Source organism: Maribellus maritimus (assembly GCF_022267315.1).
Lineage (GTDB): Bacteria > Bacteroidota > Bacteroidia > Bacteroidales > Prolixibacteraceae > Draconibacterium > Draconibacterium maritimum.
The window spans coordinates 20,957-47,179 of sequence record NZ_JAIKLE010000014.1 but is presented as its reverse complement, the minus strand read 5'-3'; the positions used below and the strand labels follow the sequence as shown (position 1 = coordinate 47,179).

The window sequence follows — 26,223 nt, the reverse complement described above, 5'->3', positions numbered from 1 at the left end:
TAAGAAGAAAAATTATAATTATGCCCCTCCAATTATTTTCTATCTTTGCAGCGTGTTATAAAACATGTTCCATATCAAAATTAGTGCTGCAAAATGATTCAATTTTTCAAAACCCAAAGTAACAGTATCATCGCTGTCAGCTCCAAACAGACTTTAAGTCAGGAAAATATAGAAAAACTAATTTGGCTTTTTTCAGAAGCTGAGTATCAACTCGAAACAGAACTCTTTGGATGGTTTGTTGGGCCACGCAAAGAAATGCTTACTCCGTGGAGTACCAATGCAGTAGAAATTACTCAGAATATGGGCATTGATGACATTATCCGCATGGAAGAATTTTTTGAAGTTGAAAATCAGAATGCGGAATACGATCCGATGTTACAACGAATGTATCAAAACCTGACTCAGAAAATTTTTACAATAAACAAACAACCTGAGCCAATTGTCAACATTGAAGACATTGCAGCTTATAACGAACAGGAAGGATTAGCCTTGAGTGAAGACGAAATTGGCTATCTAAAATCTGTTTCGGAGCAAATGGAACGCCCGCTTACTGACAGCGAAGTTTATGGTTTTGCACAGGTAAACTCGGAACATTGCAGACACAAAATTTTTAACGGAACTTTTATCATCGATGGAAAAGAAATGGAATCTTCACTTTTTCAGATGATTAAAAAAACTTCGCAAAAAAATCCGAATAAAATTATTTCAGCTTATAAAGATAATTGTTCGTTTGTTCAAGGTCCGGTAGTAGAGCAATTTGCCCCGGCAACGCAGGATAAACCCGATTTCTTTGAAGTAAAAGATATTGAAACCGTTCTTTCATTAAAAGCTGAAACACATAATTTCCCCACAACCGTTGAACCTTTTAACGGAGCAGCAACCGGAACAGGTGGTGAGATTCGAGACAGAATTGGTGGTGGAAAAGGAAGCTTACCCATTGCCGGAACTGCGGTTTATATGACTTCTTATCCGAGAACAGAAGCACAACGCAGTTGGGAGCAGGCAACCGAAGAAAGAGACTGGTTGTACCAAACTCCCGAAGAAATTTTGATAAAGGCGTCAAACGGAGCCAGCGACTTTGGAAACAAATTTGGGCAGCCACTGATTAACGGTTCCTTGCTCACTTTTGAACATTTTGAAAACTTCAAAAAATACGGTTACGATAAAGTAATTATGCTGGCCGGAGGTATCGGTTTCGGAAATAAAAAAGACAGCCTGAAAGACGATCCGGGTGTTGGCGACAAAGTAGTTTTACTAGGTGGTGACAATTACCGAATCGGAATGGGCGGAGGCGCAGTTTCTTCTGTAGCAACCGGAGAATTTGCCAACGCTATTGAATTAAATGCTGTTCAGCGTGCCAATCCTGAAATGCAAAAGCGTGTGTACAACGCTATCCGTGCCTTGAGTGAGGCAGACGAAAATCCCGTCATCTCCATCCACGACCACGGTGCAGGCGGACATTTAAACTGTCTTTCTGAATTGGTGGAAACTACCGGTGGAAAAATTGACACGGCCAAACTTCCGGTTGGCGACCCTACCCTTTCTCAAAAAGAAATCATCGGGAATGAATCGCAGGAACGCATGGGGCTTGTGATGAAACCGAAAAGTGTGGAGTTACTCAAAAAAATTGCTGAACGCGAACGGGCTCCGATTTATGAAATTGGCGAAACTACCGGCGATATGCAGTTTACTTTTGAAAACTCAAAAACAGGCGAAAAACCTATTGACTGGCAATTAGGTTACATGTTTGGAAATCCGCCCAAAACGGTTTTGGAAGATACAACTGTAATTCCCGATTTTGAAGAATTAGAATACGATAACGAAGAAATAAATACGCTGGTTGAAAGCGTAATTCAACTGGAATCAGTAGCTTGTAAAGACTGGTTAACCAACAAAGTTGACCGCTCGGTAACCGGACGAATTGCCAAACAGCAATGTGCCGGAGAATTACAACTTCCTTTGAACAACCTGGGGGTAATCACGCTGGATTACCAGGGAAAAGCCGGAAGTGCAACTTCATTGGGGCATGCGCCGGTTGCAGGTTTGGTTGATGCAGTGAAAGGCTCGGTTCTTTCCATTGCTGAAGCGCTGACCAACATTATCTGGGCGCCAATGCCGGATAAAATCCGCAGCATTTCATTAAGTGCCAACTGGATGTGGCCGGCAAAAAATCCGGGGGAAAACGCCCGAATTTACAACGCTGTTCAGGCAGCCAGTGATTTTGCCTGTGCTTTGGGAGTAAATATCCCAACCGGAAAAGACTCCATGTCGATGACTCAGAAATACAAAGACGATGTGGTTTACGCGCCGGGAACCGTTATAATTTCAGCGTCGGGTGAAGTTACCGATGTTCGTAAAGTTGTTGAGCCGGTTTTGATAAATGACGAATCAAAAGAAATTTTATTCATCGACTTTTCGTTTGCAGAACGTGCACTCGGAGGAAGTGCCTTTGCACAGTCAATAAATAAATTGGGAAAAACAGCTCCGGCAGTAAAAAGCCCAGAAAAATTTGTTGCCGCTTTTAATACGGTTCAGGATCTGATTGAAGCGAACTTAATTTTAGCAGGCCACGACATTGGCTCCGGTGGTTTGATTACCACTTTGCTTGAAATGTGTTTTAGCAACAAAAAAGGCGGAATGAAAATCGATCTTTCAGGAATTGGAGAAAAAGATTTGGCAAAAGTCCTGTTTAGCGAAAATCCGGGAATCGTAATTCAATGTTCCGATGCTGAAAAAGTAAAAGCTGAACTTTCAGAAAACGGTGTTGAATTTGTTTCACTTGGGTTCCCTGCTCCTTACCGAAAAGTAAGAGTAAAGAATGGGGAAAAAGAAGTTGATTTTGACATTGATTCGTTGCGTGATTTGTGGTTTAAAACATCCTATTTGCTCGACCGCAAACAAATGCAAAAAGATTTGGCGCTGGAACGTTTTAAAAACTATAAAAATTTCAACTTAGAATACGATTTTAAAGATTTTACCGGAAAAGCTGCTGATTTGGGAATCGATGTAAAACGCCGAAAACCATCAGGAATAAAAGCAGCAATTATCCGTGAAAAAGGAGTAAACGGCGACCGTGAAATGGCGTATGCAATGTATCTGGCCGGCTTGGATGTGAAAGACGTTCACATGACCGACCTTATTGCAGGACGTGAAACGCTGGAAGACATCAAGATGATTGTTTTTGTTGGCGGGTTCTCGAATTCTGATGTTTTAGGTTCTGCCAAAGGATGGGCCGGAGCTTTCAAATACAACGAAAAAGCACGAATTGCGCTGGAAAAATTCTATCGCCGAGACGATACATTAAGTTTGGGTGTTTGTAACGGTTGCCAGGTGATGGTTGAACTCGGGCTGATTTACCCGGAACACAGCATTCAGCCAAAAATGTTGCACAACGAATCGCATAAATTTGAGTCGGCATTCCTGAATGTAGATATTCAGGAAAATGATTCGGTAATGTTAAAAAATATGGCTGGTATGAAACTGGGAATTTGGGTAGCTCACGGCGAAGGAAAATTCTACTTGCCATTTAACGAGCAACAATACAATATTCCGGTAAAATACAGTCGCGATGCATATCCTGCAAATCCGAATGGTTCGCATTATGCAGCAGCCTCACTTTGTTCCGACGATGGTCGCCACCTGGTAATGATGCCTCACCTGGAAAGAGCATTTACTCCGTGGCTGTGGGCAAATTATCCGGCAGACAGGAAAAACGATGAAGTGGCTCCGTGGATTCAGGCTTTTGTATATGCCAAAAACTGGATTGCTGAAAAAACTAAATAATTTTAAATTATTTCATAACCAATCAAAAGAGCCGTTCTTTTAGGACGGTTCTTTTTTTTATGGGAAATATAAACTCACTAATAACTAAAAATCTTCCATTCACCGAATTTTCGTCTGTTCCGAAATGAATCATCTATAATTTTGGTTAAAAACAATCAGCTAACAAAAAAAATGATTCAGAAAATTACAATTGTCGATGGAAATCCCGATTCGGGTAAAAATCCACTAAATAGCTTCATCGAAGAACTCACTTTAGCATTAAAGGCCGGCAATTCTCATGTGGACATCTTTCATCTTTCCGAAAAAAACATCAAACAATGCATTGGGTGTTGGGACTGCTGGTGGAAAACTCCGGGAGTTTGTCGTTTTAACGATGATGCACCGGAGACGCTAAAATCAATAATAAACAGTGATTTAGTCATCTACTCCTCTCCCATGATTATGGGAATGTATTCTGCAATTCTAAAGAAATTTCACGACAGAACAATTCCGCTGGTTCACCCATACATAAAAATTGTTGAAGGTGAATACCATCATAAAAAGCGATACCCAAACTATCCTAAAATGGGAGTTCTGGTTGAGCCAAACGATTCCAGTAAAGAGGAACTTGAACTTGTCGAAAAAATCTTTAGCCGGATTAAACTAAACTTTCATTCCGAAGTAAAATTCTTTTATTCCATTAATTCCATCAATCCAAAACAACTTAGCCATGAAATCAGCCATCTTTAACGGGTCTCCACGAGGGAACAATTCAAATACAAAAATTCTACTCACCCACTTTCAAAAAGGTTTGGAGCGTGCTGGCGGCAGCGTAACTTCAATCGATTACCTTATTCAGGAAAAACATTTAGAAGAGCAAGTAAAACATTTCAAGGAAGCTGAAACAATCTTTCTGGCTTTTCCGCTTTATGTTGATTCTATGCCGGGAATGGTAAAACAATTTATTGAAACTATTGGGAATTTTGATGGTTCAGGAAAGAAAATACTTTTCCTTGTTCAATCAGGTTTTCCTGAAGCTGTGCATTCAATGGAAGTAAAAGATTATTTGCTTTTGCTCTCAAAAAGATGGAAAATGGAATGTTTGGGTGTAATTGTAAAACCCGGTGTGGAAGGAATTAAAATTATGCCTGAAATGATGACCAGAAAGCTATTTAAGAAAATGGAATTTCTGGGAAACGAATTTGTTACGAAAGGAAAACTCGATGAAAAGGATTTATCAAAACTCTCGGGGCCTTATAAATTTTCAAAATTCAGGCTCGGTGTTTTTGGACTGATGCAAAAAACAGGAATTTCCAATTTTTACTGGGATAAAAATCTGAAAAAAAATAATGCTTTTGAAAAGCGGTTTGATGCGCCGTATGCAAATTAAAATTGCTCATTGGGTGACTGTGAGTCTACCCAATGAGTATTAATTTTCTATTGAACTATCATCTTTTTTGCGAGTTCAGCAGCAGCCTCCGCGCCTCTTAACTCTTCTACAATTTTAAGTGCAAATTGAATCGCAACACCGGCTCCTTTTCCTGTAGTAATATTTCCGTCCACTACGGTTGGCTGTTCAGTAATTAAAGCGCCCTCCAAATTCTCTTCAAAACCGGGGTAACAGGTTGCATTTTTACCTTCTAAAATCCCAGACAAACCAAAAACAAGCGGTGCTGCGCAAATGGCGCCCAGATGTTTGCCATTCTTATTAAACTCTAAAATCTGCTTTTTTAGTCCGGAGTGATTATTCAGGTTTTTCGCCCCCGGCATCCCGCCTGGAAGAACAATCATATCGATTGAATCAAAGTTTACGTTTTCAAAAAGTTCATCAGCAACTACCGGAATTTCGTGTGAGCCGGTAACTGTTAAATTTCCGGTTACAGAAACCGTGATAACCTTAAAATCTGCACGCCTTAATACATCGATAATACTTATCGCTTCAATCTCTTCAAATCCTTCAGCTAAGTGCACAGCAATACTTTCCATAAAATTTACTTTTCGCCCAAAATAAAAAAAAGATCTCCAGAAACTGAAGACCTTTTTTTGATTAATACATTTTAATATCAATTATCTGAATACTCATTCAACGATTTTTCCAATTTTTTACGCGTAAAGAAAATTCTGCTTTTTACTGTCCCCAGCGGTAAATCAAGCTTTTCAGCAATCTCTTTATATTTATAACCATCCAGAAACATTGTAAATGGAATTTTATACTCATCTTCCAGCGCGTTAATATTTTTATGAATTTCTTTTGTACTGTAAAAAGAGTCCGGTGCCGGATAAACTTTATCTTTTGAAAACATCAGATGAAAGTCGTTATTTGAACCATCAAACGTATTTTTTGTTTTTACGTTTCTACGATAGTCGTTAATAAACGTATTTTTCATAATGGTGTAAATCCAGGCTTTAAAATTCGTGTTTTGCGTAAATTTGTCACGATAGGTTAAAGCTTTCAGAAAGGTCTCCTGAAGAAGGTCATCAGCTCTTTCTGAATCAGAAGTTAAACTTAGTGCATAGTAATGCAATTTGTCTCTTAAACCGAGAAGCGCGTTATTAAATTGAATCTGAGTCATGGCGTGTTATTTTTAATTTGTCTAAACAAATTTAAGAAGCACAAAGCAGAATTAAAAGATTTTGAACTCTTTTAGTGGTTGATTTTATCTATATCATATAAAGAATATTTATTCTATTGTGAACAAAGTCTAAATGCGTTTAGCAACGACATTGCAATATTCTATGTTTAAGCTTATTACAAAAACACAAAACAAAAATCATTTGATTTAAAAGTTCTATAGGAATAAAAAATCTATAGAAAAAATAAAAAAACACCTGCGATTTTTTGAAAAATCTGGTTTTTTGTTCAAAAACAGATTATAACATTATCCGAAAACCAAGCCCCAAAGAAACTCCTTTTCTGTTTGCAAAAGTACGCACATAATTAAAGTTCTCGCTTATAACTTCTCTTTCTCCGTCAAGTAAGACAGTATTGATGAGAAAGTCATTCTTAAAGGTGCCAATCACCTGAAGATTGTGAGTAATATTTACTCCTAAACGCAATCCAGCTTCCACATAATTGGTGGAAATAATATTATCAGAACCACTATATGTTGCGGATTCAAATCCATATCCTACAAACGGACTCCAGTGCATAAACCGGACAGGATAAAAATCCTTACTCAGTCCAATTACTCCTCGCAAAAATTCAAAGTCCCTGTTTTGATCATCTATTTTATACGTACCATTATTAAATCCAGCCTCCAGATAAATTTTAAAAGAACTTAACCCTTGAGCACGCTTCCCCGGTTGAATTGTTCCATCGAAAAGTTTTGAAAAGTAATATTCTATCCTTGCTGAAGTATTCACTGGCCCGTAAAAACTGCGATCAAAACCAATATTTATTCCCAGATCTTTTTTTCTTTCGAGATACATCCCAGACGAAGTAATCTTTTTCCCTCCTATTTGGTAAAACTCCGACAAATCACCAACTCCCTCTCTACCTGGCCTGTTATCAACAACTTTCACCGATTTTACAACTCCAATCTTTTCTTTCTCTACTTTCCCCAATTCATTAATCTGGTTAGTAAAAACAGAATACCGGCTATCAAATTTAAGTTCTTCGTTCATTCCCATTGAAGCAGCAACAGGCTTTGTTGACTGAATTCTGTTGTATTTATAAAAATGATCCTCTCTTTCAATATTCAACAAAGCTTTATTCACAGCAAGATTAACCAACTGGCCTAATAATCGCCTTGACAATTCAGGATCCAGCTCAGAAGATTCATTTTCAGGATCAGTATGAAGCGTTGACGCAACCTGGTCTGATTTTGCCTTTATCAATACAAAAGGAAAGTCAACTGTTACGAACTCCTGTTTCTTATTCAGATTTTGCTTCGTTTCTTCCGTTATCAAATAATTATTTAGAAAATGGGAGGCTACGAAATTGTTGAAGTCGAGCTTCATCAAATAATAGTTAAATCCGGAAATAAAGCCCTCCAAAATTCTATATTCATCTTCTATATCATTTTGATCATAGTATTCATCCATGGATTGAATATCTTTAAAGTCGACCAAGATAATATAGGACTTGTTCACCACATCAAACCCGCTTATATCATCTGCTCCAACTCTTTTCTTATCGGTTTGCTGCAGTAATGACACAACTTCATGAATATCTATATGTTTTTTTTCCTGTATCGATTTAATATCAAAAGTACCATCCGCTCGCCGGGCAAACCAAAATGACAAAATTTGCTGCCCAAGCTTATTATTATTGAGTAACAAATTTAAATCTTCCTCTGAAAACAGTTTCGACTCTATATTTCCTAAAATGTTTTCATCAAGAGGCTTAAGCACATTATTTGAGATTTCAATATTTAAATAATCCCCTGAGGGCGATATTTTCTCCTCAAACTGTTTTTCCACCTCCCTGTTATTTGTTAAACCTATAATTACAAGTCCTTTGTTTTTTGAATTCTCATTGTTACTATTTCTCTGAATATTCTGTGCATTTAACAAAAACGAGCACAAAATTAAATTTATAAGGAGTAAGTAAAATTTCATTTAAAAATTATTAATTATACACCAAAGACCAAAAAGCATCAGATTTACCTATCCGGGCTAAAGGTTAAATAACAAAGACAAAATAGGAATGTTGCTTAAATCGTACATCTAAATTTTGTCCTCATCTATTCAGACACAAATATAAACAATAAGTATTGAAAGCATTTATGATATTGTTCCGCTAATTCTATTTAATCATACCATTAAAAATGTTGCGACCACAAATCTTCATTCACGTTGTTCTGAACCGAATAGTATATTTGCAGACTTGAAATATTAATTATGTATAAAGCAAAGATTAATTTACATGCGCATTGTATTTTAACTTTCAGAAAATGGGAAAGAAAAAATTATTCGGCGTTTCAAACGATGCACCGGGTGGTTAAAATTTCAGTTTTAGCTGTTATTTATTTTCTTTCCACACCGTCTCTTTCCGTAGCAACGGAACAAGACACAACTGAAGTTAAAATGCAATACGACCTTGATGAGATCGAGGTCAGTGCGCAAAGATCGCCTGCCGTGTATTCGCAGGTGGCACGGATTATTTCCGTGATTGAGAGCGATGAAATTGAGTATGCCCCGGTACAAAACGTTCAGGATCTCCTGGAATATATCGCCGGAGTTGATGTAAGACAGAGAGGCTCTGAGGGAGTACAGGCGGATATAAGCATTCGCGGAGGTACTTTCGACCAAATGTTAATCCTTCTGAACGGCGTCAACATCACCGACCCGCAAACCGGACATCACAACTTAAATCTTCCTGTTAGTTTAAATCAAATTGAGCATATTGAAATTCTGGAAGGACCAGCTGCAAGAGTTTATGGTCCAAATGCTTTTTCGGGCGCAATTAATATTGTTACCAAAATGCCCGATTCGAATTTGGTTTCAGCAGGTGCAACCTACGGAAGCTTTTCGTATTCCGATTTTAACATTTCGGGTTCAGTTGCCACAGGAAAATTAAGGCACAGTATTTCTGTCAACCGAAAAAGCTCGGATGGGTACATTCAGAACACTGATTTTAAAACCAGTAGCGTATTTTACAGCAATCAATTGAAAACAAAAAGCGGAACATTTTCACTTCAATTGGGCAATTCAGAAAAAGGATTTGGGGCAAATAGTTTTTATACTCCCCAATACCCAAACCAATACGAAGCAACAAAAACACTTTTTTCATCAGCAAAGTGGGAATCAAAGTCAAAACTGCATTTGACTCCCGTTGTTTACTACCGCAGACATAAAGACAGGTTTGAACTTTTTCGGGATAATCCGGTCAGTTGGTATACAACCCACAATTACCACTTAACTAACGTTTATGGAGCAAACCTGAACTCTTGGATTCAATCAGATTTGGGAAAAACGGCTTTGGGCTTTGAATTCCGCTCAGAAAATATTCTAAGTAATGTTCTGGGTGAAGAAATGAAAGACCACAAAAAGGTACCCGGAGAAGATGCTGAATTTACAAAATCAAAATCAAGAAATACATGGTCGGCTTTTTTTGAACATGCTTTTTATATTAAAAATTGGACATTTACCGGTGGTGTAATGACAAATCATATCTCGGAAAGCAAGCTCGGGTGGAACGTTTTTCCAGGTGTGGAAATCAGTTATAATTTTACTGACAAACTAAAAGCATTCTCGTCTTTTAACACTTCGTTAAGGATGCCTACTTTTACTGATTTGTATTATGAGGGGCCAAGCAATGTCGGAAATCCGGATTTAAAACCGGAGAAATCTGCGACAATAGAAGGAGGACTAAAATTTAATACAGTATTTATTCAGGGGCATGCCGTTTTATTTTACAGAGAAGGAAAAAATATTATCGATTGGGTTAAAAACAGCAGCGACGACGTTTGGCAACCGCAAAACCTCACCCAAATCAACAGTTTGGGGTCAGAATTTCAACTCCGGTTTAATCTTCAAAAACAACTGGGAAATCCTTTTCCTGAACAATTAGAGATAAATTATTTCATAAACAACCTTACAAAAGAAAACCAGGAACTCATTTCAAACTATGTTTTGGATAATTTAAAACACAAACTGGTAATCGGACTAAACCAGAAAATTATGCACAGAATATCACTAAATATGAAACTTATATACCAAGACCGAGAAGGAACTTTTACAGGTTTTGACAACAATGATTGGGCAAACGAAATTGATTATTCTCCTTTTTGGTTACTCGACGGAAAAATTGCGTATACATTAAAAAATCTGTCTCTTTTTATTTCGGCATCCAATATTTTCAACAACAATTATTACGATATTGGTAACGTTATTCAGCCAGGACGATGGATAAAAACAGGTGTTTCGTATAAAATAAATTTTAATTAGAAAATGAATTTTCAATGGAGATTCAAAAATTGTATATTCGCCAAAAAAATAAGTCATGTTAAAAGGATTATTAGCAATTTCAGGTCAGTCAGGACTTTTTAAGATGGTCGCCGAGTCGAAAAATAGTATAATCGTTGAATCACTGGACACAAAAAAAAGAATTCCGGTATATTCAACCTCTAAGGTTTCAGCTTTAGAAGATATTGCTATTTATACCGAATCGGGAGATATACCGTTAAAAGATGTTTTCAAATCGATTGCTGAAAAAGAGGAAGGAGGAGAAGCTTTAAGTCCGAAATCATCCGGAAACGAGTTGAAAAATTATTTTGAAAAAATTCTTCCTGATTTTGATAAGGAGCGTGTTTATGTTTCTGACATAAAAAAAGTACTTCTTTGGTATAATATTCTGAAGGAAAAGGAATTACTAAATTTCTCCGAAGAAGAAGAAAATGCCTCAAAAGATGAGGAAATAAAATCCGATTCAGAATAGTTTATAATTATTCAATGATTTAGAATCGTTATACAATTTATTTTTCTCCAAAAGAATCTCAAAAAGTTTGACAGTGGCAAGTGCATCGCCGGCTGCGCGGTGCCTGCCATTTATTTCAATGCCCAAATCAGCACACAACTTACCCAGTGAGTATGACTCGTGTCCAGGAAGCAATTTTCTGGCCAGTTGCACCGTACACATCGTTTTATTGTTATAAAAATATCCCAGCCTATTGTATTCTTCCTTTACAAACTTATAGTCAAAACTCACGTTGTGCGCAACAAAAATTCTCCCCGCTGTCATTTCCGCAACTTTCTTTGCCACCTCATAAAATTTGGGAGCATTTTTAACCATTTCATTACTGATACCTGTTAAATTTGTGATAAAGTAAGGGATATCCATTTCCGGGTGAATCAACGTTGAATACGAATCGGTAATCTCAATTCCATTGTGCTGAAAAATAGCAATCTCAGTAATTTTACCGTTTTGATAACTGTTTCCTGTTGTTTCTATATCAATTATTGCAAACAAAATAATGATTATTTAATCTATCGAATTGATTAAAATTTATAAATTTGTAAAAAGAACCATAAAATTAAACATAAACATTAAATACACTGTTTAGAATATCAAAATTAATTCCTAAATTGGTTATGCGACGTGGAAATACATTAACAAAAAATACTACTATGAAAAAATTTACCTTACTTTTTTTAGTTCTATCCTTTATTATTGGTGCTGCATTTGCCCAGAATTCAGATAACAAATGGGCAATTGGATTAGGGCCCGGATTGTATCAAAACCTCGAAAAAAATGAACTTGGATTTTTAGGTGAGTTTTATGTCAGCCGTTATTTAAGTCCGTCATTTGATCTTATGTTGAAATACGAAATGGGGTTTAACGACGACGGTATTGACTTTGGAAATCCTTTGCTGAATTTGAGGTTTAAATTTTATAATGGCTCTATTCTTTCAGAAAACGCCAGTGTACAACCTTATTTATTTGCTGGCCCTGGTTATATGTGGGATAACCTGAAAGACGGAGTGAACTTTAATGCAGGTGTGGGTTCTAAATTCCCTATAAGCGATAATACTTCTTTGTATTTGGAAGCTGCTTACATTAAAGGCATAGATGGAACAAGACATATCAACAATGTTTTGACCGATGTTGTTGATGACCATATTAAAGTTTCAGGAATTATTGAATTTGCATTAGGAAAAGCTAAAGATTCTGATGGTGACGGAGTCCCGGACAGAAAAGACGAATGTCCGGATACACCTCCGGGAGTACAGGTTGACGAAAAAGGTTGTCCGCTGGATCGCGACGGTGATGGAGTTCCGGATTACAAAGATGATTGTCCGGACGAACCGGGAAGCCCACAACTAAACGGATGTCCTGACAGAGACGGTGATGGAATTGCCGATAAAGATGACGACTGTCCAGATGTTCCTGGCTTGGCTAAATTCAACGGATGTCCCGATACTGACGAAGACGGTGTTCCTGATCCAAAAGACAAATGCCCGGATACGCCAAAAGGTTGCCCGGTTGATGAAAACGGATGCCCGCTGGATTCTGATGGAGACGGTGTTATTGATTGCCAGGACAGATGTCCTACCGAACCTGGTTCTGTTGATAATGACGGATGTCCGGATTGGGAAACAATTCAGATACCAAATATTCTTTTCGACTTTGATAAATCTACACTCAGATCAGAAGGGAAGGAAGAGTTGGATAAACTGGTCGATAAACTGCAGTCAAGCAAAGAATATGAAATAGAAGTTGGCGGACATACCGATAGTACCGGTCCGGAAAGATACAATATGGGACTTTCTGAAAAACGTGCTCAGGCGGTTGTGAAATACCTACTCACAAAAGGCATAAACAATGCTTATGTAAGTTCAAACTACTACGGAGAAAGCAAACCGGAAGTAGAAAATAATTCACGTGCGAACCGTCAGCTAAATCGTAGAGTTGAATTCGAAACATTAAAAATCAGAAAATAATTATTGATTTATAATATTTGTAAAAGCCCTGTCGTTTGACAGGGCTTTTTTTTGATTTCTTAATTTCACACGCCCTAAAATATTATCTTTGTCGCTCTTAAAATACTTTCAAAATGAATATCGATAAAATAATTCTTGATGCTGTAAAAAAGGCTTTAAATGAGTTATATAAACTGGAAGCCAATGAAAATCAGATTCAGTTGCAAAATACACGAAAAGACTTTGAGGGAGACGTAACACTTGTTGTTTTTCCTTTTTTACGCTTTTCAAAAAAAACACCTGAAGCAACAGCAGAAGAAATTGGAAATCATCTTTTAAAATCGGTTGATGTTATTGAAAACTATAATGTTATAAAAGGATTTCTAAATCTGGTTATCGATAAAACGTTTTGGTTAACAGTTTTACAGGAAGCTTATTCTCAGGAAAAATATGGAATAAAATTATCTGAAGAGAATTCTGAATTGGCGATGATTGAGTATTCCTCTCCCAACACAAACAAACCCTTGCATTTGGGACATATCAGAAACAACTTGTTGGGTTTTTCAATCTCAGAAATATTAAAGGCCAACGGAAAAAAAGTTGTAAAAACCAACATTGTTAACGACCGTGGCATTCATATTTGCAAATCGATGTATGCCTGGCAAATGTGGGGAAATGGAAAAACCCCGGAAAATTCAGGAATGAAAGGCGATCACCTTGTGGGCGAATTTTATGTTGAATTTGACAAACATTACAAGGCAGAAATAGCCGAACTGGTTCAAAAAGGGATATCAAAAGAGGAGGCCGAAAACCAGGCTCCTTCCATTTTAGGGGCCCGTGAACTTTTAAGGAAATGGGAAGCCAAAGATGAGGAAACTGTTCAACTTTGGAAAACCATGAATGAGTGGGTCTATGAAGGTTTTGATATTACTTACAAAAAGCTTGGTGTAGATTTCGACAAAATCTATTATGAATCAGAAACCTATCTGGTGGGAAAAGAGGAAGTCCTCAGAGGATTAGATGAAGGAATATTTTACAGGAAAGACGACAACTCGGTTTGGGCTGATTTAACAAAAGAAGGACTTGATCAAAAAATATTGCTGAGGAGCGATGGTACTTCGGTTTATATGACACAGGATATTGGTACCGCAAAAATGCGTTTTGCTGATTTCGCTATTGATAAAATGGTTTATGTTGTTGGGAACGAACAAAATTACCACTTTCAGGTTTTGGCTCATTTGCTTGATAAATTGGGGTTTGAATGGGGCAAAGATTTATATCATTTTTCATACGGTATGGTAGAACTTCCATCAGGAAAAATGAAATCGAGGGAAGGAACAGTGGTTGATGCTGACGATTTAGTGGAGGAAATGGTAAATGTTGCCAGAAATATGTCAAAGGAGCTTGGTAAACTTGATTCCCTGTCAGCTCAGGAGGCAGAAAAAACTTACCGGATGATTGCAATGGGGGCGCTTAAATATTTTATATTAAAAGTAGATCCAAAGAAAAACATGTTATTCAATCCCGAAGAATCCATCGATTTTAATGGAAATACCGGTCCATTTATTCAATATACTTTTGCGCGTATTCAATCGGTACTAAGAAAAGCCGCTGACAATACTATTACAATAGATAAAACGATTCAATCAGGTTCGCTTTCAGATAAGGAAAAAGATATCCTGAAAAGGATTTCGCTATTCCCGGGGACTGTTAAAGAAGCAGGTAGTAATTACAGTCCGGCAGTAATTGCAAACTACTGCTACGAACTGGTAAAAGAGTATAACCAGTTTTATCATGATCATTCTATACTTTCAGAACCCGATATGGATAAAAGAAATTTCCGTTTGATATTATCAGCCACCGTTGGTAATGTTATAAAATCAGGAATGAATATGCTTGGCATAGAAATGCCTGAAAGAATGTAAAAAGAAAAGGAGGCGGGGTATGCCTCCTTCTGTACTTTCTTTTCTTGTGTAATCGAAGATTACGATCATGATTTGATTTAACGATTTAAGGGAACCAGCGTCCTTCCATTATTATATTCGGCAAAATCCCAAAAGGTAACCCCTAAATCAACAGAAAAATGCTTAAATCCAAACAATTAAAAAGGAATTTAAATAGAAAAATGGGATAATATATACATTAAAAAACAAAAATTATTTTTGCTTCAAAAAGAATAAAAACTCAGAAAATAAACCCATTAATAACTACCAAACAAGGAATTACAACGAAAAATGATTATTTCACACATAAAAATTCCCCAACTACTACCTGAACGTATGTACATATTAAATTGTATTGGTTCGATAAAAAAAAACTTCGAAAATTTTATTTGCAGAATATCTCAATGTAGGTCTAATTTCTTTATAAATCTACCGAGCATTTTCTTCTTTTGGATTCTGTTTTAAGCCGGAAATCTGACACTGCGATAAAACTGTTTCCATTGTATCGAATAAACGAAGTAAAGCGTTAGGAAAATACCTCTAAATTAAAGTAGTCTTAGGCTGTTTCGTAAACACTTCTCCCCTTCGAACAACTCTCCGGGGAAAAGTGTTTCAACTTGTCCTTATTTATGTAGCCTAACAAAATCTTTATGCGGTCATTTCCCTTGCTATTTTTTCAGCAACCCTTTTTTGCAACATTCAATATAGTCATCGATTTAGCAATCGTCCAGATATCCTTTCCGGCAGAGCTTGCAGTGCTCAAAGAGATGGAAGAAATAAAAAAGTAGCCAGTATTATCTGGCTAAAATGTTTTAGTTTATTAATTGCATTTCTGCGTCACCAGAAATGTAAAAATCTTGAGCGGAGAATATGTTGATGTTTTTCGCTTTCTTTTTTATCGGGTTCAAGATTATAATTTAAATTTCAGGAAAATATTGATTTTAACTATTTTCGAAGGATTAAAACTAAACCAATGAAAAACCGAAAACCACTTTCTTCTAATACAACGAATGCTACAAGGAAAATACAAACAACGAGTCGTCCTGTTTTTAAATCTGAAAATGCTTAATCAAATGAAACCAAAACTAAACTTCAGTTCTCTGATTTTTCTTTTCTGTGGAATAGCTTTCTCTTGCACATCAACAAAAGAGGAAGGAACTAAAATTGACCGATTTGCGCTGGTAAACCGGCACAATATTCAAATCAATAGTTTTGATTCTCTTTCGTCGCTTTCGGTGGGAAACGGAAAGTTTGCTTTTACCGTTGATGCCACCGGCTTGCAAACTTTTCCTGAAATTTATAAAAACGGTGTTTGCCTTGGGACAATGTCGGAATGGGGCTGGCACAGTTTTCCTAATGCAGAAAGCTATAAACTGGAAGAATCATATAAGGATTTTGATGTTGAAGGAAGAAAGGTTCCATATGCAATTCAATGGAATGAACCCGAAAGAAAAAAGGAAGCAGCTAACTACTGCAGAGTAAACCCCCACCGTTTGCATCTGGGAATTGTTGGTCTGGAACTTTTACATACAGACAAAACACCTGTAAATCCGGAAGAAATAGAAAGTATCGACCAACAATTGAATTTATGGAAGGGACTGATTACAAGTTCTTTCGACATTTCAGAACAAAAAGTAAATATTGAAACGATTTGTCATCCCGAAAAAGATTTAGTAGGAATTCATATTAAGTCAGAAATCATAAAAAACAATCAGCTTGGCATAAAACTCCGTTTTCCTTATCCAACGGGGAATCATGCTGACGATGCCTGTGATTGGGAAAGCCCGGAGAAACACACTTCCGAAATTGTTAACCAAAATCCCAACGATGTTACGTTCAAACATACAATTGATACAACTGAATATTTTGCAAGGCTCACCTGGACCGGAAATGCGGAACTAAAATTGAAAGAGCCACACTACTTTGTTTTACAACCTGGGAATGGAAACACAGAATTATCAGTAGCAGTGGAGTTCAAAACTACAAACAATTTTAAGGAAACATCCGGTTTCGCGCATGCAAAAGAACTCTCAATTAAAATGTGGAAAAACTACTGGGAAAGAGGTGGTGCTGTTGATTTTTCAGCTACTGAAAATCCGCTGGCCAAAGAACTGGAACGCCGTGTTGTTCTTTCGCAGTACCTGGAGCGAATTCAATGTGCGGGAACACTACCGCCCCAGGAAACCGGATTAACTTACAACAGTTGGTTTGGCAAATTCCATATTGAGATGCATTGGTGGCATGCTGCACATTGGGCCTACTGGAATCGAACCGACCTTCTGTCCAAAAGTCTGGGATATTACACTGATATTTTCCAAAAAGCAAAAATCAAGGCCAAAATTCAAGGATACGATGGTGTCCGCTGGCCCAAAATGACCGATCCAAACGGGAGCGACAGCCCCTCAGGTGTCGGTGAATTTTTAATCTGGCAACAACCTCATATTATTTATTTTGCAGAATTATGTTACCGTCAGAATCCAACCGACACTACTTTAAAAAAATACGCTGATCTTGTTTTTGCAACTGCCGATTTTATGGCCGACTTTGCCCGTTTTGACGAAGAGAACAGCCGTTACATTTTAGGGCCGCCACTCATCCCTGCACAGGAAAGCCTGGAAAAGGAGAAAACCTGCAACCCTCCTTTTGAAGTGGCATACTGGCACTGGGGATTATCAGTTGCACAAAACTGGCTCAAAAGATTAAACATGCCAGCGAACCCGGAATGGCAGGCTGTTATTGACGGACTACCCGCATTTGCGCAAAAAGACAGACTGTACCTCGCTGCTGAAAGTGCTCCCGATTCATATGAAAACGAACATTACTATTCCGATCATCCAATGGTTTTGGGCGCTTTTGGAATTTTGCCTGCCACGGTAAAAATGGATACCGCTATCATGAAAAACACTTTCAACCACATTGAAAAAATATGGAACTGGGAAAGTACCTGGGGCTGGGACTACCCAATGGCAGCAATGTCAGCCACACGGTTGGGTGAACCAGACAAGGCCATTAGTCTCTTGTTAAAAGATGTACAAAAAAACAGTTACCTGGTAAACGGTCACAATTATCAAACATCGCGATTACGTATATATCTTCCGGGAAATGGAGGTTTATTAACCGCTGTTGCAATGATGTGTGCCGGTTTTGAAGGAAATACAAAAAATAATCCCGGATTTCCTCCTGACTGGAATGTAAAGTGGGAAAATCTGCAACCAGTATTCTAATTATGAAAAAAATAATTGTTCTTGGAGCAGGCCTTGTAGGAAGTGCCATTGCCATTGACCTCTCTAAAAATTATGATGTTACCAGTGTTGACTTACACGCTGACACTTTAAAAAAGTTTCAAAATCATCCTAAAATAAAAACGATTCAGGCAGATTTAAGTAGCTCTGAAAATCTAAAAAGAATCGTAAAAGACTTTGATTTGGTCGTTGGGGCTGTTCCTGGTTTTATGGGATATCCGGCAATGAAAACAGTGATTCAGTCGGGCAAAAATATGGTCGATATTTCTTTTATGGCGGAAGATTTTATACAACTCGACGGGCTCGCAAAGAAACATCAGGTAACGGTTGTCGCCGACTGTGGAGTGGCACCGGGGATGGGAAATATTATTTTGGGACATCACAATAAAAAAATGGGTGTAAAATCGTACGAATGTTTGGTTGGTGGTTTGCCCGTGGTTCGCGAGTGGCCCTACGAATACAAAGCTGTGTTCTCTCCCATCGATGTAATTGAAGAATACACTCGTCCTGCGCGTTTTATTCAAAATTATGAAATGGTAACCAAAGAAGCGCTTTCCGATCCAGAATTGATTCATTTCGAAGAAATTGGGACACTGGAGTCCTGGAATTCCGACGGGCTGCGTTCTTTGATGCAAACCATGAAAAATATTCCAAATATGATTGAAAAAACGCTGCGTTATCCGGGTTGTATTGAATATCTAAAAGTGCTGCGCGAATCCGGTTTTTTCTCATACGAGGAAATTGATATCGACGGAAAAAAAATTCGCCCCATAGATATTACAGCAAAACTACTGTTTCCAAAATGGCAATTAAAAGAAGGCGAAGAAGATTTTACCATAATGCGTATCGTTATTGAAGGAATCGAAAATGGCTCTCCTGCAAAATATATTTATCACCTTCTTGACAAATTTGACAGAGAAACACAAACCATATCAATGGCACGTACAACCGGCTATACATGTGCTGCTGTAGCCAATCTTATCCTCGATAATGGATTTTCAAAACCAGGAGTTAACCCTCCAGAATTTGTTGGAGAAGATGACGGTAATCTCACTTATATTTTAAAATATTTGGAAGAACGTGGAGTAATCTACCAAAAGGAATCAATAATTTGATTGAAAACAAGACGCAAAGAGTTTTATTCGTTCTCCTTTTTGTCCTCAAGGTTTGGCTGAAAATAGGGAAATCCTATTTCCATACTTTCATCATACAAAGAATTTAACACTGTTTCTGAAATAGAGTCCTGAACAATAATATAAAGAATCCTTTCTTCCCTGAATTTAACTTCGTACATAACTAACAGTAATCCACTTACAACTTTATTAAATTCAGCTAAGTCTAAATTATCTGAAGAAAGCAAGTGTAAGACCAACTCCAATTTTGTCTTAATTTCTTTGTGATACGATGTCATTACGGTAAGACAACCGCTTTTCGAAATATGTCTGCGAATTTCAGGAAAAAGAATACTCTCCTTAATTTCATAATAATTTCTGTACTTCGACAATTCGATGATAGCCGCGCTTAACGAAGTCCGGTTGTTTTCATTTTCAGGAAATTCGTTTAACTGCTTTAACAAAGGTTGAATAGCTCCCAATTTTTCATCCAGTATTCTATTATTTTCCAGCAAACACCCAAGATAAGTTTCCGATGACGGTGGTATGTAGGGATGATTTTCAATGGTCGGACGAAGAATAGCCATTAATCTATCAATTCCAGTTTTTATTTTTTCTATTGGAGTCTCCATGGAAACCAGTCTGTCAACGAGTGAAGAAACATCTGTCGGCGAACAATTTTCCAAAAGCTCCCGGTTTTCTGAAAACAACTTATCCTGGCTATCACCTTTTAAAAGAATTTCAAAAATTAACAAAAGGTGCTCAACTCGTTCTTCTATTGCAATCACAATTTTTGGTCTTTTAAATCTACTTCGTAGTAATCGAAGTTACAATATTATTGCAAATTCATCAGTAGAAGTACTTTTTTTAAAATTATTTAATCATTAGTACAAACGTTTAATATTAAAATTATATTTCAACTCAGATTTTGATTGTTTATTTAAAATCTCTAAAAATATTTCTACTTTAATCCTTTCAAAGGGAAAATCAAATGAAAAAATACGATTCAAATGAAAAAAACTGCTGCACTGTTTATTTTTTTAATGTATTCGTTATCTCTTTTTGCTCAGGGGGAAAAGAAAGCACTTACACACGATGATATTCTGAAGTGGGAACGAATTACCGAACAACACATTTCGAACGATGGCAAATATGTTGTTTATAAACAAGAGCCCTGGAAAGGCGATCCGACACTAAAAATTACAACGCCGGAAGGAGATGAAAAAGCATCCATAGAATGTGCTACCAACGCGCAAATCACTTCCGACTCCAAGTTTGTTGTATTTACGCTAAAACCTGCAGAAGATACCATCCGCACGCTTAAACTGAAAAAGACAAAAAAAGAAGATTTTCCCAAAGACGATCTTTTAATTTATAATCTGAAGAATAACCAAATCGATACCGTAAAAAACTACGAATCAGTTAAAGTTCCTGAAAAATGGGCTGGCTGGATTGCCTGGCAAACAGAAACGCCCAAAGACACCACAAAAAAAGAAAAGGGACCGAAAGGGAAAAAAGATGAAAAGGTTTTTCCGCTTTTTATAAAAAATCTGATTTCAAGTGAAGTTTCTGAATTTCCCGCAGTGAGCGACTATGTTTTTGCTGAAGAAAAGGAAATGCTCACGTTTATTTCTGAAGGAAAAGACAGCACTTTTGACGCAGGAATTTATTGTGTTGATTTAAAAACAAATCTGCCTCAAAAAGTATGGAGCGGCGAAGGAAAATTCAAACAACTGACAATCAGCAAGACAGGTGATAAAATTGCTTTTTTAGGTGATAGTTCCGAAGATAAAAAGGACGAAGCAAACTACAATTTGTATTTGTGGAACGGCGAAGAAACGGCTTCAGTAGTTCTCACCAACGAAAACGACGCTGTTCCTGAAAGCTGGGAAATCAGCGAAGACGGAGGACTTTCTTTTTCTGACTCGGGCGAACGTTTATTTTACGGAACCGCACCGAAAAAAGCGCCCAAAGACACCACGGTTTTGGAGGAAGAAATTCCGGTTTTGGATATTTGGACATGGAACGAAGAAGAACTGCAAACCGTTCAGTTGCACAACCGTAACCGCGATATGAAAAAAACATACCTTTCCGTTTTTAATATTCCGAAAGAAAAAGCGGTTCAACTTGAAACCAAAGCTTTTTCAGGAATACAGCAAACACAAAGTGGTGACGGCGATAAATTTATTGCCTGGTCGAATCATCCGTACGCCGTACAGAGCATGTGGGAAGGAAGTCCCGACCACAACGACTTTTATTTGGTTGATGTAAATACCGGCGATGCAAAAAAAATCGATACCAACGTACGTGCCAATCCACGTTTTTCGCCGGAAGGAAAATATGTTTATTGGTACAATGCAGTTGATACATCGTGGAATACCTTAAATATCAAAAGTGAAAAAGAATTCAAAATTACATCTCCGATTACAGTGCAGGTAGCTGATGAATTAAATGATGTGCCGAATCTGCCGCGTTCTTACGGAAATGCAGGCTGGTTAAAAGACGATGAGGCGATTTTAATTAATGACCGCTTTGATGTGTGGAAGGTGGATCCGGAAAACAAAACAGCTCCGGTAAAAATCACAAAAAATGGGAGGGAAAACAATATTGAATACCGTGTTATTGATTTTGAAAATCAAGGAAGATCTCGTTTCGGAGGAGGAGAAGAACAAGGAATTGATCCTAAAAAACCGATGTATTTAAGTGGTCACAATGAAGTTACACGTGAGGACGGGTACTATGTTTTGACCCTCAAAAAAGGCGAGCCTCAAAAATTAATTTCCGGAAAATATAGTTTGAACCGGCCTCACAAAGCAAAAGATGCAGACCAGGTTGTTTTCACCAAAGAAAACTTTGAAACTTACCCCAATTTAATTGCAACCGATTTATCATTCAAAGAAATAAAACATATAAGCGTTGCGGCACCACAACAAAAAGACTTCTTGTGGGGAACGGCGGAATTAGTAAGCTGGACATCGCTGGATGGACGAAAAATGGAAGGCACATTGCACAAACCGGAAAATTTCGATCCTTCAAAAAAATACCCGATGATTGTGAATTTCTACGAAAAGAGCTCGCAGGAATTGTACAGTTACCGGATGCCGGAAAATCACCGTTCCACCATCGATTACCACTACTACACCAGCAACGGATATTTGGTTTTTAATCCGGATGTATATTACAAAACCGGCTATCCGGGCGAAGATGCATTTAACTGCGTGATGCCCGGTGTTACCTCTTTAATTGAAAAAGGTTTTGTTGATGAAAAACACATTGGTGCGCAAGGGCATAGTTGGGGTGGCTACCAGGTGGCTTACCTTGCTACACGGACGAATTTATTCGCAGCCATTGAATCCGGAGCTCCGGTTGTGAATATGTTTTCGGCTTACGGAGGAATTCGTTGGGGGTCGGGTTTAAACCGTTCGTTCCAATATGAACATACGCAAAGTCGCATTGGAAAATCCATTTGGGACGCGCCACTGCGGTACCTCGAAAATTCGCCGCTGTTTACCATCGACAAAATAAATACACCAATCTTGATTATGCACAACGATGATGATGGCGCTGTGCCGTGGTATCAGGGAATTGAATTTTTTATAGGCTTGCGCCGATTACAAAAACCGGCGTGGTTGCTCAACTACAACGAAGCCGATCACTGGCCCTTAAAAGTGCGCGACAAAACAGATTTCCAAATTCGTCTGGCTCAGTTTTTTGACCACTACTTGAAAGGAGAACCAATGCCCCAATGGATGAAAGAAGGAATACCTGCGGTAGATAAAGGAACTGATCTGGGTTACGAACTTTCAGAATGATATTTATATAAAAAATACTCTGAAACAAAGCCATAATCTTAGCTTTTATTAACACATCCAAAATTTATCCAAAATTAAATTCTATTATTGAAAAACGAGAACAAAAACCCTCGGCTGAGATAAAAAGCAAAAAATAGCCAAGCTTTTATTTCACTGGGCTAACGGGCGATACAAATTGTGACAGATGAAACTTCTGATTGTTGAAGATAACGCGAAACTTATGGAAACAATAACCGAAACCCTGGAATCGGAAAATTTTCTATGCGAAACATCGCTATATTTTCAGAATGCACATGAAAAAATTTTCCTGTACAACTACGATGTTTTTGTGGTTGATATTAATCTTCCCGATGGTTCGGGATTGGAACTCATTAAAGAAATGAAAACACAAAATCCCTCAACCGGAATCATTGTTATTTCTGCACGCAACTCGCTCGACAACAAAATAGAAGGTCTTGATTTGGGTGCCGACGACTACATTACCAAACCCTTTGACATGGCCGAACTGGTTGCCCGAATAAAAGCATTGTTGCGCCGGCGTAATTTTTCGGGAAACAGCAAAGTAACTGTAAATGGAATCTCGATCGATACAGCCAGCCGCGAAGTTTTTGCCGGCGAACAAAAAATTGAACTGACAAAAAGTGAATACGACATCCTTTTGTTTTTCTTTTCAAATCCGGGGCGGACACTAACAAAAGAAAGTATTGCCGAACACATTTGGGGCGACAACATGGATTTAGCCGATTCCTTTGATTTTATTTATTCTCACATAAAAAACCTTCGCAAAAAAATTAATGCAGCCGGCATAAACACACCTGTAAAAGCAGTGTACGGCATTGGCTACAAACTCGACTCAAACCCCACTGAATGAGGCTTATTAAACGGACATACATTTACACTTCGGTGTGGTTAATTCCGGTTTTGGTTATCGGGAGCCTCTTTGCATTTTTTATTATTGAATACATTACTTATGAAGAGACCGACGAGTTTCTGACCTATGAAATGGAGCGACTGGTTCGCTACCACGAAGAAAACAACGACTTGCCTGATTTTCATAAAGTAGCAGATATTATTCCTGATTTAAAACTGGAACAACCCGTTTTTAAAGATACGCTCCTTCTTGAGTCCGGCGACAATGAAATGGTTCCTCACCGCGAGCTGCGTTTTTCCATCAATCACAACGGACACGATTTTACTATTGTTATCCGCCATTTGTTGCTGGGCCGCGACGATATTGCTCAAGGGACTATTTTTATCATTACCGGCCTCATTTTTCTAATTGGAATTTTTCTGGTGCTCACACTCAATATAGTGGCTGGCAGAATCTGGCATCCGTTTTACAAAACACTAAACAAAATTACCCACCACAAAATTGGCTCTCCTCCACCCGATTTCGATAAAACAACTATTGATGAGTTTAGCCAGTTGAATTCGACTTTGCATTCTTTCCTGAAAAAAATTACCGACGATTTTCAACACAATAAGGAATTTAATGAAAATGCCTCGCACGAACTGCAAACCCACCTTGCTGTTATAAAAGCCAACGCCGGAAAATTACTTGGAGAGGGCAACAAAACAGCGCATTTGGAAGAGTTGAATAAAATCTATTCAGCAGCCACAAAGCTTTCGCAAATTCAAAAATCGCTTTTGTTACTGAGCAAAATCAACAATCGTGAATTCAACAACAACGAAAAAATCAATTTTGAAACAATTCTGGAAAGTTCTCTCAAAACTTTTGACGAGGTTGCGGCCATTCGCGAAATAAAAATTTCAAAAGAAACCAGGCCTTGCACACTTCTCATGGATACGGGACTTGCGGAAATTCTGGTCAACAACCTCATAAAAAATGCAGTAAAACACAACATTCAACGTGGTTCTATTTCCGTAAAGCTAACCGATAAAAGTCTCATAATAGAAAACAGCGGGCAAGGGTTTAGCGGAAACCCGAAGCTGTTATTGCAACGCTTTTCAAAAGGTAAAAATGGCAACATTGGCATCGGACTGGCCATTGTAAAAGAAATTTGTGAAATTTATAAATTCAAACTTTCATACGCTATTTCAGAAACGAATCACCACAAAATTGAAATAAATTTCCAGCAGGGATAAAAATCCCAAATCTCTCCAAAATTGCTTCTTAATTTAGCTGGCGATTTAAAAACATAACAGCTCGTGGCTGAGACAGAAAACAGAAAAACGATGAGAAAGACCGAGATCAGTCTCACTCAGAAAACGGGCTTCACAAAAACTAGGAGTATGAAAACAATTAAAAAAACGTTCAGAATGATTTTTATCACAGCTTTTTTTGCTGCTATTTGTAGCATGGGGTATGCACAATACACAGGCCCGGGTTCAAAAGCCCAATTGTATAAAGTGAAAGACGCGTCGGACCAGGCCTTGAAACTGGACAGAAAAGACACCATGGTAAAGCTTCAGGGTTATGTGGTAGAGCAAATTACCGAAGACAATTACTGGTTTCAGGATTCGAGTGGGCGAATTAAAATTGAAATTGAAAAGAAACACATGCCCGCAGAGCCATTTAATGACAAAACTGAAATAACAATTGTTGGAGAAATAGATTATGATTTACTTGAAGGTACCGAGTTTGAAGTGAAACACATTACAATCGGATCCACTAAAACACCATCAGATTCAGCAGATACTACAACGGCAAATTAATATGCTTTTCTCCGGAGAACCGGGATACTTTTCTTCCACTCTCCGGAGCTTTTTTCTCTTGTAGTCTCTTGATTTTAAATGACGAGAATGAATTTGAAACAATTTGTAATCATATGTTTTCACCCCTCCAAAACTTTGCCAAAGAGGCTGTGAAAAATTTTAATCACGCCGGTATTTATGCCAGTAAAACAGAGCTATATATCTTTGCGAACTTTAGTGCAGAGAGTTGATATTAAGGGCTAAATCCCATGTTTCTCATTGTAATTCCCTGACATAAAATACCAGGGTTAGCCGCAAAATTTAGTTTTCACAC

At 37.8% G+C, this 26,223-nt stretch carries 18 protein-coding genes; 13 read left to right on the top strand and 5 right to left on the bottom strand.

All coding sequences use genetic code 11. The features are described from left to right. Positions 1–93 precede the first annotated feature (93 nt). The 3 genes from purL to K5G00_RS13760 all read left to right on the top strand — a co-directional run bounded on the left by purL (position 94) and on the right by K5G00_RS13760 (position 5,152). Positions 94–3,783 (top strand): phosphoribosylformylglycinamidine synthase, encoded by a 3,690-nt coding sequence (gene purL, locus K5G00_RS13770; RefSeq protein WP_238766738.1) that lies wholly within the window; start codon positions 94–96, stop codon positions 3,781–3,783. Between the two features lie 171 nt (positions 3,784–3,954). Further along, entirely contained in the window at positions 3,955–4,512 is a 558-nt protein-coding gene (locus K5G00_RS13765) for a flavodoxin family protein (RefSeq protein WP_238766737.1), read from the top strand. Beyond that, positions 4,493–5,152 carry an NAD(P)H-dependent oxidoreductase gene (locus K5G00_RS13760; protein WP_238766736.1) on the top strand — a complete coding sequence of 220 codons (660 nt, stop codon included), beginning with the start codon at positions 4,493–4,495 and terminating at the stop codon, positions 5,150–5,152. Before K5G00_RS13765 ends, K5G00_RS13760 begins: the two co-directional genes overlap by 20 nt. 47 nt (positions 5,153–5,199) lie before the next feature. On the opposite strand, the gene K5G00_RS13755 is transcribed toward K5G00_RS13760, so the two are convergent. The 3 genes from K5G00_RS13755 to K5G00_RS13745 form a co-directional block, all read right to left on the bottom strand. Continuing rightward, positions 5,200–5,748: a DJ-1 family glyoxalase III gene (locus tag K5G00_RS13755; RefSeq protein WP_238766735.1), complete on the bottom strand. Its 549-nt coding sequence runs from the start codon at positions 5,746–5,748 to the stop codon at positions 5,200–5,202. Positions 5,749–5,825: 77 nt separating this feature from the next. Next, entirely contained in the window at positions 5,826–6,335 is a 510-nt protein-coding gene (locus K5G00_RS13750) for an RNA polymerase sigma factor (protein ID WP_158863179.1), read from the bottom strand. Between the two features lie 298 nt (positions 6,336–6,633). Continuing rightward, positions 6,634–8,322, bottom strand: coding sequence for a hypothetical protein (locus K5G00_RS13745; protein WP_238766734.1), 1,689 nt, complete (start codon positions 8,320–8,322; stop codon positions 6,634–6,636). Positions 8,323–8,604: 282 nt separating this feature from the next. Here K5G00_RS13745 and K5G00_RS13740 point away from each other — a divergent pair, with 282 nt between their 5' ends. Both K5G00_RS13740 and K5G00_RS13735 read left to right on the top strand, forming a co-directional pair. Further along, positions 8,605–10,653, top strand: coding sequence for a TonB-dependent receptor plug domain-containing protein (locus K5G00_RS13740; RefSeq protein ID WP_238766733.1), 2,049 nt, complete (start codon positions 8,605–8,607; stop codon positions 10,651–10,653). A gap of 55 nt (positions 10,654–10,708) precedes the next feature. Continuing rightward, complete coding sequence (locus tag K5G00_RS13735; RefSeq protein WP_238766732.1) at positions 10,709–11,143, top strand: DUF5606 family protein; 435 nt, start codon at positions 10,709–10,711, stop codon at positions 11,141–11,143. Here the strand turns inward: K5G00_RS13735 and K5G00_RS13730 are convergent. Beyond that, a complete protein-coding gene (locus K5G00_RS13730; protein ID WP_238766731.1) occupies positions 11,135–11,674 on the bottom strand; it encodes a 3'-5' exonuclease in 540 nt (179 codons plus the stop codon). The two genes, K5G00_RS13735 and K5G00_RS13730, sit on opposite strands and share 9 nt — an antisense overlap. Positions 11,675–11,832: 158 nt before the next feature. Between K5G00_RS13730 and K5G00_RS30065 the strand changes: the two genes are divergently transcribed. The 4 genes from K5G00_RS30065 (at position 11,833) to K5G00_RS13710 (ending at position 19,425) form a co-directional block, all read left to right on the top strand. Then, positions 11,833–13,146 (top strand): OmpA family protein, encoded by a 1,314-nt coding sequence (locus tag K5G00_RS30065; protein WP_317235552.1) that lies wholly within the window; start codon positions 11,833–11,835, stop codon positions 13,144–13,146. A gap of 113 nt (positions 13,147–13,259) precedes the next feature. Then, positions 13,260–15,050 carry an arginine--tRNA ligase gene (argS, locus tag K5G00_RS13720; protein WP_238766730.1) on the top strand — a complete coding sequence of 597 codons (1,791 nt, stop codon included), beginning with the start codon at positions 13,260–13,262 and terminating at the stop codon, positions 15,048–15,050. Positions 15,051–16,141: 1,091 nt separating this feature from the next. Further along, complete coding sequence (locus K5G00_RS13715) at positions 16,142–18,292, top strand: hypothetical protein (RefSeq protein ID WP_238766729.1); 2,151 nt, start codon at positions 16,142–16,144, stop codon at positions 18,290–18,292. A gap of 2 nt (positions 18,293–18,294) precedes the next feature. Continuing rightward, positions 18,295–19,425, top strand: a complete 1,131-nt coding sequence (locus K5G00_RS13710) for a saccharopine dehydrogenase family protein (RefSeq protein WP_238766728.1) — start codon at positions 18,295–18,297, stop codon at positions 19,423–19,425. Between the two features lie 23 nt (positions 19,426–19,448). Here K5G00_RS13710 and K5G00_RS13705 read toward each other — a convergent pair whose 3' ends face one another. Continuing rightward, positions 19,449–20,210 (bottom strand): hypothetical protein, encoded by a 762-nt coding sequence (locus K5G00_RS13705; protein ID WP_238766726.1) that lies wholly within the window; start codon positions 20,208–20,210, stop codon positions 19,449–19,451. A gap of 222 nt (positions 20,211–20,432) precedes the next feature. Between K5G00_RS13705 and K5G00_RS13700 the strand changes: the two genes are divergently transcribed. The 4 genes from K5G00_RS13700 (at position 20,433) to K5G00_RS13685 (ending at position 25,910) form a co-directional block, all read left to right on the top strand. Next, positions 20,433–23,234 carry a S9 family peptidase gene (locus K5G00_RS13700; protein WP_238766725.1) on the top strand — a complete coding sequence of 934 codons (2,802 nt, stop codon included), beginning with the start codon at positions 20,433–20,435 and terminating at the stop codon, positions 23,232–23,234. 184 nt (positions 23,235–23,418) lie between these two features. Beyond that, a complete protein-coding gene (locus K5G00_RS13695; RefSeq protein ID WP_238766724.1) occupies positions 23,419–24,105 on the top strand; it encodes a response regulator transcription factor in 687 nt (228 codons plus the stop codon). Then, positions 24,102–25,340 (top strand): sensor histidine kinase, encoded by a 1,239-nt coding sequence (locus K5G00_RS13690; protein ID WP_238766723.1) that lies wholly within the window; start codon positions 24,102–24,104, stop codon positions 25,338–25,340. The genes K5G00_RS13695 and K5G00_RS13690 overlap by 4 nt, the downstream gene beginning before the upstream one ends. Before the next feature lie 147 nt (positions 25,341–25,487). Beyond that, the gene (locus K5G00_RS13685; RefSeq protein WP_238766722.1) at positions 25,488–25,910 is read left to right on the top strand and encodes a NirD/YgiW/YdeI family stress tolerance protein; all 423 of its coding nucleotides are present in this window, start codon (positions 25,488–25,490) and stop codon (positions 25,908–25,910) included. Positions 25,911–26,223 lie beyond the last annotated feature (313 nt).

Coding starts and splice junctions, on each gene's coding strand:
- K5G00_RS13690 (WP_238766723.1), top strand. CDS start 24,102: ATGAGGCTTATTAAACGGACATACATTTACACTTCGGTGTGGTTAATT.
- K5G00_RS13700 (WP_238766725.1), top strand. CDS start 20,433: ATGAAAAAAACTGCTGCACTGTTTATTTTTTTAATGTATTCGTTATCT.
- K5G00_RS13745 (WP_238766734.1), bottom strand. CDS start 8,322: ATGAAATTTTACTTACTCCTTATAAATTTAATTTTGTGCTCGTTTTTG.
- purL (WP_238766738.1), top strand. CDS start 94: ATGATTCAATTTTTCAAAACCCAAAGTAACAGTATCATCGCTGTCAGC.
- K5G00_RS13755 (WP_238766735.1), bottom strand. CDS start 5,748: ATGGAAAGTATTGCTGTGCACTTAGCTGAAGGATTTGAAGAGATTGAA.
- K5G00_RS13750 (WP_158863179.1), bottom strand. CDS start 6,335: ATGACTCAGATTCAATTTAATAACGCGCTTCTCGGTTTAAGAGACAAA.
- K5G00_RS13765 (WP_238766737.1), top strand. CDS start 3,955: ATGATTCAGAAAATTACAATTGTCGATGGAAATCCCGATTCGGGTAAA.
- K5G00_RS13760 (WP_238766736.1), top strand. CDS start 4,493: ATGAAATCAGCCATCTTTAACGGGTCTCCACGAGGGAACAATTCAAAT.
- K5G00_RS13740 (WP_238766733.1), top strand. CDS start 8,605: ATGTATAAAGCAAAGATTAATTTACATGCGCATTGTATTTTAACTTTC.
- K5G00_RS30065 (WP_317235552.1), top strand. CDS start 11,833: ATGAAAAAATTTACCTTACTTTTTTTAGTTCTATCCTTTATTATTGGT.
- K5G00_RS13735 (WP_238766732.1), top strand. CDS start 10,709: ATGTTAAAAGGATTATTAGCAATTTCAGGTCAGTCAGGACTTTTTAAG.
- K5G00_RS13695 (WP_238766724.1), top strand. CDS start 23,419: ATGAAACTTCTGATTGTTGAAGATAACGCGAAACTTATGGAAACAATA.
- K5G00_RS13685 (WP_238766722.1), top strand. CDS start 25,488: ATGAAAACAATTAAAAAAACGTTCAGAATGATTTTTATCACAGCTTTT.
- argS (WP_238766730.1), top strand. CDS start 13,260: ATGAATATCGATAAAATAATTCTTGATGCTGTAAAAAAGGCTTTAAAT.
- K5G00_RS13710 (WP_238766728.1), top strand. CDS start 18,295: ATGAAAAAAATAATTGTTCTTGGAGCAGGCCTTGTAGGAAGTGCCATT.
- K5G00_RS13715 (WP_238766729.1), top strand. CDS start 16,142: ATGAAACCAAAACTAAACTTCAGTTCTCTGATTTTTCTTTTCTGTGGA.